Raw genomic sequence first — 13293 nt, 5'->3', positions numbered from 1 at the left:
ACAGGCTAAGTCGGTAGGCTAATCTAATAAATCAAAATTAATGGATCGACTCCTTCATGAAATCGAAACCATGAACGCCACCCTCGACATCGAACTGCTGCGCACCTTTCATGCCGTCGCCCGCATCGGCAAGTTCAGTGCCGCCGCCCAGCACCTGCACAAGAGCCCGGCGGCCATCAGCGTGCACGTGCAGCGGCTGGAAGCCATCGCCGGCGGCCGCCTGCTGGAGCGCGACAATCAGTCGGTGGCGCTGACCGCATTGGGCGAGCGCTTGCTGAGTGCCACCGCCGAGTTGCTGCACAGCCACGACAAGATCCTCGCCGACCTCAAGGGCGCCCAGCTGTCCGGGCGGATCAAGCTGGGGGTGCCGGAGGAGTTCGCCGCTCACGTGATTCGCGACATCCTTCCTGAATTTACCGCCCACTGGCCAGGGGTCATCCTCGAGGTTTGTACCGCGCCCAGTTACACGCTGCTGGAGCGGATACAGCGGGGCAAGTTACACATGGCGATCACCGTCCGCCCTCAGGGCGCGCACGGCGACGGGGCGCAGCGGCTGGTGTCTACCCAGCCTGTCTGGGTCGCGGCCCTGGCGGGGCAGGCGCAGTATCAACAGCCGCTGCCGGTGGCCGTGTATGCCGCCGATTGCTCGTATAGCCGCGCGTTGCCGCAGACCCTGCGGGCCAGTGGCCGGGCCTGGCGCACGGTGCTGGACAGCGAGTCTACTCAGGCCATAGGCGCCTGCGTCGAAGCGGGGCTGGCCGTGGCCCTGATGGACCGCGCTCAGCTCACGCCGCGCATGGTGGTGGTCGACGACCTGCCGACGGTGGCCGAGCACGAAGTGGTGCTAGTGCGCGCGGAGGGCGGCAGTGGGGGTGAGGCGGGTGAGCGCTTGGCCAATCTGATTGCACAACGCTTCAGGCTTTAGCTGCGCATGATCACCGCCGCCGCATCCGGCGCCTTTTGCGTGGCAAATGAACCGGTGATCTGCCACTTGCCAATGTCGACGATCACCACCTCGTTGGACTCCAGCGAGGCGTACACCTTGTCGGCGGCCGGCGCCAGGTTCAAACCCGACGCCGCTGCCTCCAGCGGCAGGTGAGCGACCTCGGCCAAGGTCTCGGCGTGTAGCAGGCTGAGGCTCTTGTCGGCCTGGTTGGCGACGATCAGGCGGCCATCCGGCAGGGCCGCAATGCGCACCGCCTCGCCACGCAGTTGCACCTGTTTGAGGGGTTGCAAGGTCGCGGCATCAAAGGCGTGCAGCACGCCTTTGTAGCGGTCAATGGCGTAGTAGGTCTTTTCGTCGACGCTCAGGCAGCTGCCCTCCGGCGCCTCGCCCAGCAGGCGTTTGACCGGTGTGAAGGTCGGGTCGTGGGGATCGAGCATGATCACCATGCCCGACAACGTGTCGGACACATAGGCGCGGCGACCGTCCCGGGTCAGGACGAAATAATGGCTGCGGGTGCCCCCCACCGGGACGATCTGGCTGGGGTATTCATCCTTTGACGGATTGTCGAAACGGATCATGACCGAATCGGTTTCACTGAGCACATACAGGCGCCCGGCAGCGTCCATGCGGATGCCATGCAGGCGGTGATAGGGCGTCAGGTCAATAGTGCGCGCCAGTTTGCGCGCCACCAGATCGAGCACGTACACCAGGTGGCCGCCTTCGCCGGGAGACAGCCACTTGTCCATGCCGTATTGCGCCACATAGGCAAAACGGTGCTGGGCGTCGGCGACGATTTCATGGGGCTGGGTGGCCATGGAAATGTGCGCCAGCGGCTTGCCGTCGGGCAGTTGGTAGAAGCTGACGCCGGGGGCTTCTTTTTCCACCAGCACCAGTTCGTTTTTGGGGCTGTCAGCAGCCAACCCCGGGGGGATCAGCGGCAGGGTGCTGGTGACGGCCATCATCTGCAGGATCTGGCGACGCTTGAACGGGGTCATCAAAACCTCCTTGGAATCGGGGGGGGACGCTCTGGGGTGGCTCTCTTGGGAGTGTTGAAGATCTGCGATCGTTCACAGTTATTCGACGCAGGAGCTCTGATATGATGGCCCCCGCAAAACCACCCCGGGAGCCCGCATTGCCCAGTCCGCACACCCGCATCGTGCCCCTCGTCGTCGCTTGCCCCTTGTTTCTGCAGAACCTCGACACCTCGGTCATGGCCACGGCGCTGCCGGCCATTGCCCAGTCGCTGGACGTGCGCATCCTCAATCTGAACCTGGCGGTGACGGCCTACCTGCTCAGTCTGGCGATCTTCTTGCCCATCAGCGGCTGGCTGGCCGACCGCTTCGGCGCGCGGCGGATGTTTTGCGTGGCCATCGGCTTGTTTTCTCTGGGCTCGGCCTTGTGCGGGTTGGCGACGTCGTTGCCCAGCCTGGTTGCCTACCGGCTGTTGCAGGGCATAGGCGGGGCCATGATGCTGCCGGTGGGACGTTTGATTCTGCTGCGTTCGGTGCCGCCGGCGCAGATTGTCAGCGCCATGGTCTGGTTCACCGTGCCGGGGGCCATCGGACGCATGGCCGGGCCTTTTTTTGGCGGCGCTGTGGTGACTTTCGCGTCGTGGAACTGGATTTTTCTGGTGAACATTCCTTTCGGTCTGGCGGGAGTGGCGGCGGCCCTGTGGTTCATCGACGCCGACCTGCCGGCCGGGGAGCGGCGCGGTTTCGACGTGCCGGGCTTTTTGCTGTTGGCCTGTGGTCTGGCGGGGTTGATCGGGGCGCTGGAAACCCTGGAAAAGGGCCTGTGGCCGTGGGAGTGGAACCTGGCGGCGGCGCTGGTGGGCAGCGCGGCGCTGTTGGCGTACGTCTGGCACAGCCGGCGCAGCCCGCACCCGTTGATCGACTTGAGCATCTTTCGCTTCAGCAGTTACCGCGCGGCGGTGATCGGTGGCATGCCCTTGCGTATCGCCATTGGCGCCTCGCCGTTTATGTTGCCACTGATGTTGCAATTGGGTTTTGGCCTGTCGGCGCTGGAATCGGGCCTGTTGACCATGGCCACGGCGGTGGGGTCGTTGAGTACCCGGACCATCGTGGCGCGAGCCATTCGCACCGTGGGTTTTCGCACCCTGCTGATCGGCGCGGCGACCCTGTCGAGCCTGTTCTACATGGCTTATGGGTTTTTCACGCCAAGTACGCCCCATGTGGCGATCTTTGTCGTGTTGCTCTGCGGCGGCCTGGTCAATGCGCTGGCAATGGTCGCGCTGAACACCCTGGGCTTCACCCAGATCCCTCGTGAGCGCACCAGCCACGCGACCACCGCGTCAAGCATGGCCCAGCAGTTGTCGGTGTGCCTGGGGGTGGTGCTGGGGGCTTCGTTGTTGGCCTTGATCGGCCATTGGCATGGCAGCGTGTCGGGGCAGTTGCAGGCCCGGGATTTCCGCCCGGCATTCCTTGTGGTGGGGGCGGTGACGTTGTTGTCGGTCTTGTGGTTTCGGCGGTTGAGGGCCGATGAGGGGGATGAATTTCGCGGGCGGTGAGTGAGTCAGGCCTTGAACCCCAACTCCCTCGAGATCTGCGCGCAGGTTTGCAGCACTTCCTTGATCAACAACCCCTGAGTCGCCTCCCCATCCATCACCGCATCCGGCCCGGAAGCGTTGATGGCGGCGATGATGCGGCCGGTGTGGTCGCGCAAACCACCGGCGATGGCAGTGGAATAGTCGGAGCGGTGCAGCACCCAGCCGCGCTCGCGGTCGTCGTTGATCAGGCCCGTAAGCTCCGGCATGGTCCGCGGCGCCGGGGGCGCGTAGCCGTCCAGGCGCACGCTCTGGTACAGCGCGGCCATCTCGGCGTCTTCCAGACCCGACAGCAGCACCCGGCCCATGGCCGTGCAGTGACAGGGCAGGCGGGTGCCGATGGGGATGTTCACCGACAGCCGCTGAGCGGCGAAGGCCCGGCACAGGTAAAGGCTGTCGGTCTGTTCGCGAATGCTCAGGTGCGCCGACAGCGAAGTGCGGTCGCGCAAGGCGTTGAGGTGAGGCATGGCGATATCGACGATGTCGCGGCTGGCCAGGTAACTGAAACCGTCGCTGATCACCTGCGGGCCGAGCTCGTACAACTGGCCCGCCTTTTTCAGGTAGCCCATCTCGGTCAGGGTGAACAGGATCCGGTAACAGGCCGAGGGGCTGATGCCCAGCCGCTCGGCAATGTGAGTGATCGAGAGGCTGCGTGCCTGCGCATTGAACATGCCCAGCACACTGAGACCGCGCTGCAGGGCCGGGACCCAGTAGTCCACGGCAGTGGCGGGGGTGTTCATGCTCAATGGCTGCCCAAGAGCATGTCGAGCGCCACCGGCTCGCCGCCGAATTCGGCCATCGCGTCCAGCAGCACTGCGCTGAAGTACTCCAGCGAGCAGCGGTCGGCCAGCAGGTGGAAGCACGCCAGGTCACCCACCGTGGCGTTGATCACGATGGCGTTGAGGCGTGCCACCGAAGTCTGGGCCACGGCGCCAGGGGCAAAGGCCTCGGGGCGCAGGTCGACGCCGCAGAGCTTGGCCATCACCTCGCTGATGTGCGGCCCGCTCAACTGCAGCCAGGCGTGGCTGTCCTGGCGTGGCAGCAGGTAATTGGGTCGGTGATCCAGCGCCCAACGCGCTTCCTCATCGGCGACGCGCTGGCCATGGTCGGTCAGGCTGCCGAGCACGAAGTATTCGGTCTGGGACAACCGCGCCACCAGGCAGCCGTCGGCCTGGCGCACGCTCTGGTTCGGCCACTGGGGCAGGTCGAAACCCCGTTCGCTCAGGTAGCCGGCGCTGTCGCTGCCACGAAAGCCCACGCGGGCGAGGTCGGTGAGGTCCACCAGCGCACAGGTGGCGCGGGTCAGCAGATGATCCATGTGCAGACTGGTCATGATTACAACTCCTGGCGCTTGTTTTCAGGGTCGAGGAATGGCAGGGCGACCACGGTGGCCTGGACCATCACGCCGTCTTCGACGCGAATCGGAATGCGCTGGCCGGGGCTGCTTTGTGCGGCGCTGGCATAGGCCAGGCCGATGATCTGGCCCAGGCTCGCCGAGTACTCGCAGGAGGTGACGTTGCCGCTGATGTCGCCGCCTTCCAGCACCAGATGGCCTTCCAGTGGTTGCGCGCTGCCCTTGGGCAGGGTGAAACCCACCAGTTTGCGCTTGAGCGGTTGCGCGGCGAGGATGTCCACCGAACGGCGGCCGACGAAGAATGGCTTGGTGCGGCTGATGGCCCAGTTCATGTCGATCTCGCCGGGGTGGGTCATGCCGTCGGTGTCCTGGCTGATGATCACATGGCCTTTTTCCAGACGCAGCAGGCGCTGGGTCTCGACGCCGAAGGGGCGGATGTCGAACGCCTTGCCGGCGGCCATCAGCGCGTCCCACAGCTTCAGCGCATGCCGTGCCGGCACATGGATTTCAAAGCCCAGCTCGCCGACAAAGCCGACCCGCAGCAACCGCGCCTTGATCCCGGCGACGGTGCCGGTGCGTACGCCCAGGTAAGGGAATCCTTCCGGCGACAGGTCCAGGTCCGTGCACAGCAACTCCAGCACCTTGCGCGCGTCGGGACCGGCCAGGTTGACCGCCGATATCGCCGCCGTGACGTTGGTGATGTCGACGTTCAGGCGCCACTGAGCGTTCCACTTGAGCATCTGCTGGTAGATACGGTCGACGCCGCTGGTGGTGGCGGTGACGTAGAAATGGTGGTCGGCAAAGCGCGCACAGACGCCGTCGTCGATCACCACGCCGTGCTCGTTGGTCATCAGCGCGTAGCGCGAACGGCCGATAGGCTGTTTGAGGAAGGCGAAGGTATAGAGGCGGTTGAGCAGTTCGGCGGCGTCCGGGCCGCGCACGTCCAGGCCGCCCAAGGTGGAAACGTCGATCAGGCCGACCTTGCTGCGCACGTGCAGCGCTTCGGCCTGCATGCAGGCGTCACGTTCAGTGGCTTTGCCGTAGTAGGCCGGGCGCTGCCAGACGCCGGCCGGCATCAGCTTGGCCCCGGCCTCGACATGACGCTTGTGCAGGGGTGTCTGCCGGTACGGGTCGAACGCGCGGCCGGCGACGTGGGCCAGCTTCTCGGCGACAAAGGGCGGCCGCGCAGTGGTCACGCCGGTTTCGCTGACGCTGCGCTGGGTCGCGGCGGCCACCAGGCGCGCCGTCGGCAGGGCCGAGTGACGACCCTGGGAAGGGCCCATGCCGACCGTGGAAAAACGTTTGACCAGTTGCACGTCGCGGTAGCCGCTCTTGGTCGCGTTGATGATGTCGCGCACTTGCAGGTCTTCGTCGAAGTCGACGAAATCCTTGCCCTTGGGATGGGGGAATATCGGCCAAGGGAAATTGACCTTGGCTTCCTGCTGGTACTGAGTCTCGACCGGCTGGCTGCCCAGCCCCAGCGCCTGGACGATGTCCATGGCGCATTTGCTGGCGTCGGCCAGCACGTTGTCCAGCTGGTGCCAACCATTGACCGAGCCGGCGACCCGCAGGATGCCCGGCAACCCTTTGAGGCTGAAACCGGCGCTGGCATCGTCATAGGTCAGTGTCGCGCCCGCCTGGCAGAGCAGTTGATAGACCGGCATGTAGCCGGCCGACATGCACAGCAGGTCGCAGTCGATGACTTCGGCATCGGTCGAGACCTGGCCCTGACCGACGATGCTGCGTACCTCGACCCCGGTCACGTGCTTCATGCCCTTGCTGTGCAGGGCCTCGTACACGGTGCTGCCGGTCTTGCAGCGGATGCCGCGCTGTTCAAGCGCGCCAGGCAGCGAGCGGTCATCGGCACTGGCACGCATGTCCAGCACGGCGGCGACTTGCACGCCTTGCTCGTGCAGGTCGAGGGCGGCGTAGTAGCCGTCGTCGTTGCCGGTGAGCACCACGGCGCGCTTGCCCGGCCTGACCGCGTAGAGCTTCATCAGGCGCTGGGCGGCGCTGGTCAGCATCACCCCCGGCAGGTCGTTGTTGCGAAACACCACCGGCTGATCGAACGAACCGCTGGCGACCAGGCACTGCGTGGCGCGCACCTTGTACAGGCGCTTGCCCTGGATCACCGGCAGGTAGTTGTCGGCGAACCAGGCGTTGCAGATGGCCTGGGTCAGCACGCGGATGTTGGCGTGTTGTTCCACGGCTTCCACGAGGGGGCGGCGCAGGGCATCGGCGCGCGCGCCGTCGACGTCGAAGCGGGCATAGGTCAGCGAACCGCCGAGAATCGGCTGCTCCTCGATCAGCAGCACCTTGGCCCCCGCATTCGCGGCGGTCAGGGCCGCCTGCAGGCCGGCGGGGCCGGCACCGATCACGGCCAGGTCGGCGAACAGGTAGGCCTTGTCGTAATACTGCGGCTGGAACTTGAGGTCGAGCACGCCCAGGCCGGCCTTCTTGCGAATGATGGGTTCCCAGACCTTCCACATGCCCTTGGGCTTGTAGAACGCGCGGTAGTAAAAACCCACCGGCATGAACTTGGAGAACTTGCCCATGTAGGCGTCTTTGTCGTTCTCCAGAGAACCATGGTAATTCTGCCCGGCGACGTTCAGGCCGCTTTGCAGCCCGTGGGCGTCGGCCAGCACGTTGGGCTCGTCGGGCAGTTGCACCAGGGTGTTGGCGTCTTGCCCGGCCATGGTCAGCGGGCCGCGCGGGCGGTGGTACTTGAAGGATCGGGACATCAGGAAGCGTCCGTTGGCCAGCAAGGCGCTGGCGATGGTGTCGCCTTGCACGCCTTGGTAGTCGGTGCCGTCGAAGCTGAAATGCAGGGGCTGACCACGATCGATCAACAGGCCCATGGGGGCAGGCAGGCGGTTCATTGGGCGCTCTCCGGTACGGCGAAATCCACGCGCTGTGTGAAGACTTCCTTGGGATCAAAGGTGCGCAGCACCTGGTCGGTCACGGTGTGGCGCTCGGCCAGGAACCAGTAGCTCGACGGGGTGTGCATCCACCACTCGGTCACGACACCGGCGATGTTGTCGCTGTTGAACACGTAGTCGGCCCACTCGGCATCGCTGCAGGTGGCCGGGTCGGGCATGTGCTTGAACTCGCCGCCGTAGGTGAATTCGCTGATGTTGCGCGGCCCGTTGAGCGGGCAAATCAAGATCTTCATGGGGTGCTCCGCGTCAATGGCTGGCCGCCGTGGCGCCCATTTCGTTGACCTGGATAAAGCGCGAGAAGCGCTCCAGGGCGAAGGGGGCAATAAGGTCGGGGGTACGGCCGGTGGCGACCATTTCGGCCATGGTCTTGCCGGCGATGGGCGTGGCTTTGAAGCCCCAGGTGCCCCAACCGGCGTCGAGGTAGTAATTCTTCACCGGCGACAGGCCCATGATCGGGCTGTAATCCGGGGTCATGTCGGTGATCCCGGCCCACTGGCGCATCAGCTTGGCGTTGGCCAGGAACGGGAACATCTCAATGGCATGGGCCAGCAAGCTTTCCTTCAAGTCCAGGGTCGAGCGGGTGTTGTACAGCGGGTAGGGGTCCGAACCGCCGCCGAACACCACTTCGCCACGGCTGGTCTGCTGCACGTAGCAGTGCAGGGCCGAGGAGCTGACCAGTGGGTCGAGGAACGGCTTGAACGGCTGCGTGACCATGGCTTGCAGCGGGTAGGTGTGAATGGGCGCACGGATCCCGGCCTTTTGCAGCATCAACGAGCTGGCGCCGGCAATGGCCTGCACCGCGCAACCGCAGCGAATGGTGCCGCGGTTGGTCTTGACGGCGGTGATGGCGCCGTTTTCGATGACCAGGTCCTGTACTTCAGTCAGTTGATGGATCTCGACGCCGCGCTTGGCGGCTTCCTTGGCGTAACCCCAGGCCACGGCGTCATGGCGCGCAGTGCCGCCGCTCATGTGCCAGAGGCCAGCCAGCACGGGAATGTGGCCAGGGTCCAGGTTCAGGCTGGGTACCAGCTCGCGAATCTGTTGGCGGTCGATCATCTCGGTGCGCCCGCCGAAGTGCTTGTTGACCTCGGCCCGTTGGCGGAACGCGCGCACGGTGGCGTCGGTGTGCGCCAAGGTCAGTTGGCCGCGTTCGGAGTACATGACGTTGAAGTCGAATTCGTTGGAGAGGTTCTCGAACAGCTTGACCGACTCGATGTAGAACTTCACACCTTCGCTGGTCAAATAGTTGGAACGGATCACCGCCGTATTACGCGCAGTGTTGCCGCCGCCCAGATAGCCTTTCTCCAGCACCGCGACGTTGGTGATGCCGTGGTACTTGGCCAGGTAGTAAGCGATGGCCACGCCATGGCCGCCGCCGCCGATGATGACCACGTCGTAGGACGCCTTGAGTGCCTTGGGCGGTGGCAGGTCGACTTCCACCGGGTAGTCGGAGCTCAGGCCGTATTTCAGGAGATTGAAAGGCATGGGGCCTCCGGTTGCGGGTCGGTCAGGGCTTGGCGTTGGGCGGCCGTCAAAGTGTTCTGCATGAGCAGGGCGATGGTCATCGGGCCGACACCGCCGGGCACCGGGGTGATGGCGCGGACCACAGGCAGGGCGCTGTCGAAATCGACATCACCGACCAGACGGGTGCGGTCGCCGTCCTGGATGCGGTTGATGCCGACGTCGATGACCACCGCACCCGGCTTGAGCCAGGCCGCATCGATCATGCGCGGGCGGCCCACGGCGGCCACCACGATGTCGGCCTGGCGGCACAGCGCCGCCGGGTTCTGGCTGTGCGAGTGCAGCACGGTCACCGTGCAATCGGCGCGCAGCAGCAGGGCCGCCATGGGTTTGCCGACAATATTGGAGCGGCCGACGACCACGGCGTGCAGGCCGCGCAGATCACCCAGGGTGTCGCGCAGCAGCTGCATGCAGCCGGTGGGGGTGCAGGGAGCAAGCACATCGCGGCCCTGGCTGAGGCCGCCGATGTTTTCGCTGTGGAAACCGTCGACGTCCTTCAGGGGCGAGATGGCCTCCAGCGCGGCGATTTCTTCGATGTGCCTGGGCAACGGCAATTGCAGGAGTATGCCGTGCACCGCCGGATCGGCGTTCAAGGTGTGGATCAGCCCCAGCAGATCGGCCTGAGTGGTGTGCGCACCGAGCTTGTGTTCGATGGAAACGATGGCGCATTCCTCGGCCCGCAGCACCTTGTTGCGCACGTAGACCTGGCTGGCCGGGTCCTGGCCCACCAGGATCACCGCCAGGCAGGGCGCGACACCGCGCTCGCGCAGGGCGGCAACGTCTGTTTTGACCTGGGCCAGGACCCGGGCGGCGGCAGCCTTGCCGTCGATGATGTTGGCCGTCGTCATTTGAAAATCACCGTTCGGTCGTGGTTGAGGAACACCCGGTGTTGCAGGTGGTACTTGACCGCCTTGGACAGAGCTTCGGTCTCGGTATCGCGACCGATGGCCACCAGGTCTTCAGGCTGGTAGGCATGATCGACGCGCTGCACCTCCTGTTCGATGATCGGGCCCTCGTCCAGGTCGCTGGTGACGTAGTGGGCGGTGGCGCCGATCAACTTGACGCCGCGTTGGTAGGCCTGGTGGTAAGGCTTGGCACCCTTGAAACCGGGGAGGAACGAATGGTGGATATTGATGGCCCGGCCTGACAGCTGCCTGCACAGGTCATCCGAGAGAATCTGCATGTAGCGGGCCAGCACCACCAGGTCGGTCTGGGTGTCATCGATGATCTTCAGCAGCTCCGCTTCCTGGGCGGCCTTGGTGTCCCTCGTCACCGGCAGATAGATGAAACGGATGCCTTCACGCTCGGCCATGGGCCGCAGGTCCAGGTGATTGGAGACCACGGCGGTGATGACCATGTCCATCTCGCCCTTGTTGTGCCGGTAGAGCAGGTCGCTCAGGCAGTGGTCGAACTTGCTCACCATCAGCAGCACGCGCATGGGCTGCTGATTGTCGAACAGTTCCCAGGTCATCTCGAAGCGCTGCGCCACGTCGACGAAACCGGCCTTGAGCCCGTCGATGTCGCCGACCGTCCCTGCATTGAAGCGGAACACCGCACGCATGAAAAAAGTGCCGTTGCTCTCGTCGTCAAACTGCGCCATTTCGCCGATGTAGCAACCGCTGTCGGCCAGGTACGAGGTAACCGCCGCGACGATACCGGACGTGGCCGGGCAACTGATCTTGAGCGTGAACGCGCTGTGCTGCAGTGACATGGGCAATCCTCGGAGGGCAACAGGCTGCTGTCATTTGGGGAGTGAAAGAATGTTTTGCGGGTGAATAAAATATCGTGGAGAGAATATTTTATTCCTGCGGTGGTTTTATAGGTGAATCAGGGGGGAATTGTCTAGCGCTTGTTAAAAAAATTTCCTGAGGGGAATTATTTGCAGGATGGCGCTGGCTGAAGCGTGATGAAAAAACCGACACGATCACCCGCGTGTCACCATCTCCACCCGGCACCCCGGCGCGGCATCACTGACTGTCAAGGTCATGTCATGCAGCCGCGCCACCGCCGCCACCATACTCAGCCCAAGTCCATTGCCCGGCGTGTTGCGGCTCGCCTGGGAACGGTACAACCGCCGCAGCACCGCTTCGCGTTCCTGTTCGGCAATGCCCGGCCCGTTGTCGCTGACACGCAGGCCCACGTGGTTGCCTTCGGCCACTACCTGGACGCTGATCTGCGCGTTATCGGGGGAGAATTTGATGGCGTTGTCCAACAGGTTGCAGGTGGCGTCGAACAGCAGTTGGGCGTCGCCCTGCACCGGTGTGGGGGCGGGCGCCGGCAGCAGGGTCAGGCGGATGCCACGCTCCTCGGCCGAGGGTTCGAAGAGTTCGGTGGCGTCGGCGCCGATGCGGTTCAGGTCGACCTCGGAGAAGTGGCTGCGTCGGGCGCTGTCTTCGATCTCGGAGATGCGCAGCAGGGCGCGAAAGGTCGAGAGCAGGCCCTTGGCTTCGTGGATGGCGGCGTCGATGGACGCAGCGTATTCCTCTTCGCGCAGGCCGCGCCGCTGGGCGCGTTCGAGGCCGGCGATCAGGCGGGTCAGCGGCGTGCGCAGGTCGTGGGCGATGTCGTCGCACACGCCCTTGACCTCGCTCATCAGGCGCTCCAGTTCATCGAGCATGCCGTTGACCACCAGTGCGACCCGGTCGACGTCGTCGTGGTTGCCGCGAATCGGCAGACGTTGGCTGAGGTCGCCGTCGACGATGACCTTGATCGACTGGCTGAACCGGTCCAGCCGGCGCCGGGCCAGATAGCCCAGGGCAATGGCGCCGAACAGGCCGACCACCACCAGCAAGGCACCGCCGGAGACCATGGCGTTGACCAGCAGCTCATTGAACTCGTGAATGTCGTGCACGTCCTGGGCCACCAGCAGGATGTTGCCGTCGTCCAGGCGGTGCAGCATGAAACGGATGGGGCGGTGGTGGTCGTTGGCTTTTTCCCAGCGGAACTCGGCGGGTTTGTCGAAGCCCTTGGTCTCGGGAAGTGTATGAATGGCCCCGGCGATGTATTCGCCCGATGCCGTGAACAGCGAATGGGGCAGCCGGCCGTCGGTGTCCTGGCGGGCGTGCTTGCGGATCTCGCTTTCGCGCAGTTCCGGGCTTTGCCGGCTGCGGTTGTCCACTTGCCGGTAGAGCCCGGCATCGGCTTCAGTCTTGAGGTAACCGGCGGTCTGCCAATAGATGTAGCCAAACAGGGCGAGAAAGGAAAAACCGAACAGGCCGACAAACAGCAGCGCCGTACGAAAACTGATGGTGCGCGGGATATCACTCAGGTGCACGGAGGACATAGCCGGCTCCCCGTACAGTCTGGATCATGGGTGATTCATCCTCGCCATCGACCTTGCGCCGCAGCCGGCCGATGTGCACTTCGATGACGTTGGTGCGTTCGTCGTAACTGTAATTCCACACCGCCTCGAACAGCATGGTGCGGGTTACCACCTGGCCGGCGTGGCGCATCAGGTGTTCGAGCAGGGCGTATTCGCGGGGCACCAGCTCGATCTCGCGCTCGCCCCGGCGCACGGTGCGGCGCAGCAGGTCGATTTCCAGTTTGCCGACCCGCAGCTGGTTTTCCCGGGTGTCGCCCCCCAGCGGGCTGCGGCGGCGAATCAGGGCGTCCAGGCGGGCGGTCAGTTCGATGAACTCGAAGGGCTTGGTCAGGTAGTCGTCACCGCCGGCACGCAGGCCACGGACCCGTTCATCCAGCGCGCTGAGGGCGCTGAGAATCAGCACCGGCGTAGCGATACCGGTCGCGCGCAGGGCCGTGAGCATGCCCAGGCCATCGACGGCGCCGGGCAGCATGCGGTCGAGCACGATGGCGTCGAAGCTTTCGCTCACGGCCCGTACCAGTCCGTCGCGGCCGTTATCGACGCAATCGACGGAAAAACCGTGATCTTGCAGGGCCGCGGCGATTTCGCGAGCAGTGGAAGCGTCGTCCTCGACGACCAGAACGTGGGTCATGTGGGCAGGCCGGAAAG

Annotated in this window: 12 protein-coding genes; 2 read left to right on the top strand and 10 right to left on the bottom strand. The window is 64.6% G+C overall.

Translation table 11 applies throughout. The features are described 5' to 3' along the window. Positions 1–70: 70 nt before the first annotated feature. On the top strand, positions 71–925 hold the full coding sequence (locus HB675_RS19225) for a LysR family transcriptional regulator (RefSeq protein ID WP_213880442.1): 855 nt from the start codon (positions 71–73) through the stop codon (positions 923–925). On the opposite strand, the gene HB675_RS19220 is transcribed toward HB675_RS19225, so the two are convergent. Further along, positions 922–1941: a twin-arginine translocation pathway signal protein gene (locus HB675_RS19220; RefSeq protein ID WP_256737611.1), complete on the bottom strand. Its 1020-nt coding sequence runs from the start codon at positions 1939–1941 to the stop codon at positions 922–924. The two genes, HB675_RS19225 and HB675_RS19220, sit on opposite strands and share 4 nt — an antisense overlap. 101 nt (positions 1942–2042) lie before the next feature. On the opposite strand from HB675_RS19220, the gene HB675_RS19215 reads away from it, so the two are divergent. Beyond that, complete coding sequence (locus HB675_RS19215) at positions 2043–3473, top strand: MFS transporter (protein ID WP_213880440.1); 1431 nt, start codon at positions 2043–2045, stop codon at positions 3471–3473. A gap of 5 nt (positions 3474–3478) precedes the next feature. Here the strand turns inward: HB675_RS19215 and HB675_RS19210 are convergent, their stop codons facing one another. The 9 genes from HB675_RS19210 to HB675_RS19170 form a co-directional block, all read right to left on the bottom strand. Beyond that, entirely contained in the window at positions 3479–4249 is a 771-nt protein-coding gene (locus tag HB675_RS19210; RefSeq protein WP_213880438.1) for an IclR family transcriptional regulator, read from the bottom strand. A gap of 2 nt (positions 4250–4251) precedes the next feature. Continuing rightward, positions 4252–4842, bottom strand: coding sequence for a sarcosine oxidase (locus HB675_RS19205; RefSeq protein ID WP_213880436.1), 591 nt, complete (start codon positions 4840–4842; stop codon positions 4252–4254). A 2-nt stretch (positions 4843–4844) separates the two neighbouring features. Beyond that, positions 4845–7742 (bottom strand): 2Fe-2S iron-sulfur cluster-binding protein, encoded by a 2898-nt coding sequence (locus HB675_RS19200; protein ID WP_213880434.1) that lies wholly within the window; start codon positions 7740–7742, stop codon positions 4845–4847. Next, positions 7739–8035, bottom strand: coding sequence for a sarcosine oxidase subunit delta (locus HB675_RS19195; protein WP_213880432.1), 297 nt, complete (start codon positions 8033–8035; stop codon positions 7739–7741). The genes HB675_RS19200 and HB675_RS19195 overlap by 4 nt, the downstream gene beginning before the upstream one ends. A 13-nt stretch (positions 8036–8048) precedes the next feature. After that, a complete protein-coding gene (locus HB675_RS19190) occupies positions 8049–9287 on the bottom strand; it encodes an FAD-dependent oxidoreductase (RefSeq protein WP_213880430.1) in 1239 nt (412 codons plus the stop codon). Continuing rightward, the gene (folD, locus tag HB675_RS19185; protein WP_213880428.1) at positions 9269–10171 is read right to left on the bottom strand and encodes a bifunctional methylenetetrahydrofolate dehydrogenase/methenyltetrahydrofolate cyclohydrolase FolD; all 903 of its coding nucleotides are present in this window, start codon (positions 10169–10171) and stop codon (positions 9269–9271) included. Before folD ends, HB675_RS19190 begins: the two co-directional genes overlap by 19 nt. Continuing rightward, on the bottom strand, positions 10168–11034 hold the full coding sequence (gene purU, locus HB675_RS19180; protein ID WP_213880426.1) for a formyltetrahydrofolate deformylase: 867 nt from the start codon (positions 11032–11034) through the stop codon (positions 10168–10170). The genes folD and purU overlap by 4 nt, the downstream gene beginning before the upstream one ends. 213 nt (positions 11035–11247) lie before the next feature. Continuing rightward, positions 11248–12606, bottom strand: coding sequence for an ATP-binding protein (locus HB675_RS19175; protein WP_213880425.1), 1359 nt, complete (start codon positions 12604–12606; stop codon positions 11248–11250). Next, positions 12584–13276, bottom strand: a complete 693-nt coding sequence (locus HB675_RS19170; RefSeq protein WP_213880423.1) for a response regulator transcription factor — start codon at positions 13274–13276, stop codon at positions 12584–12586. Before HB675_RS19170 ends, HB675_RS19175 begins: the two co-directional genes overlap by 23 nt. Positions 13277–13293: the final 17 nt, after the last annotated feature.

Origin of the sequence: Pseudomonas sp. dw_358 (genome assembly GCF_018449655.1) — a bacterium.
GTDB lineage: Bacteria > Pseudomonadota > Gammaproteobacteria > Pseudomonadales > Pseudomonadaceae > Aquipseudomonas.
Note: the sequence above shows the minus strand (reverse complement) of the source record. Positions and strands in the feature narration are given on the sequence as shown.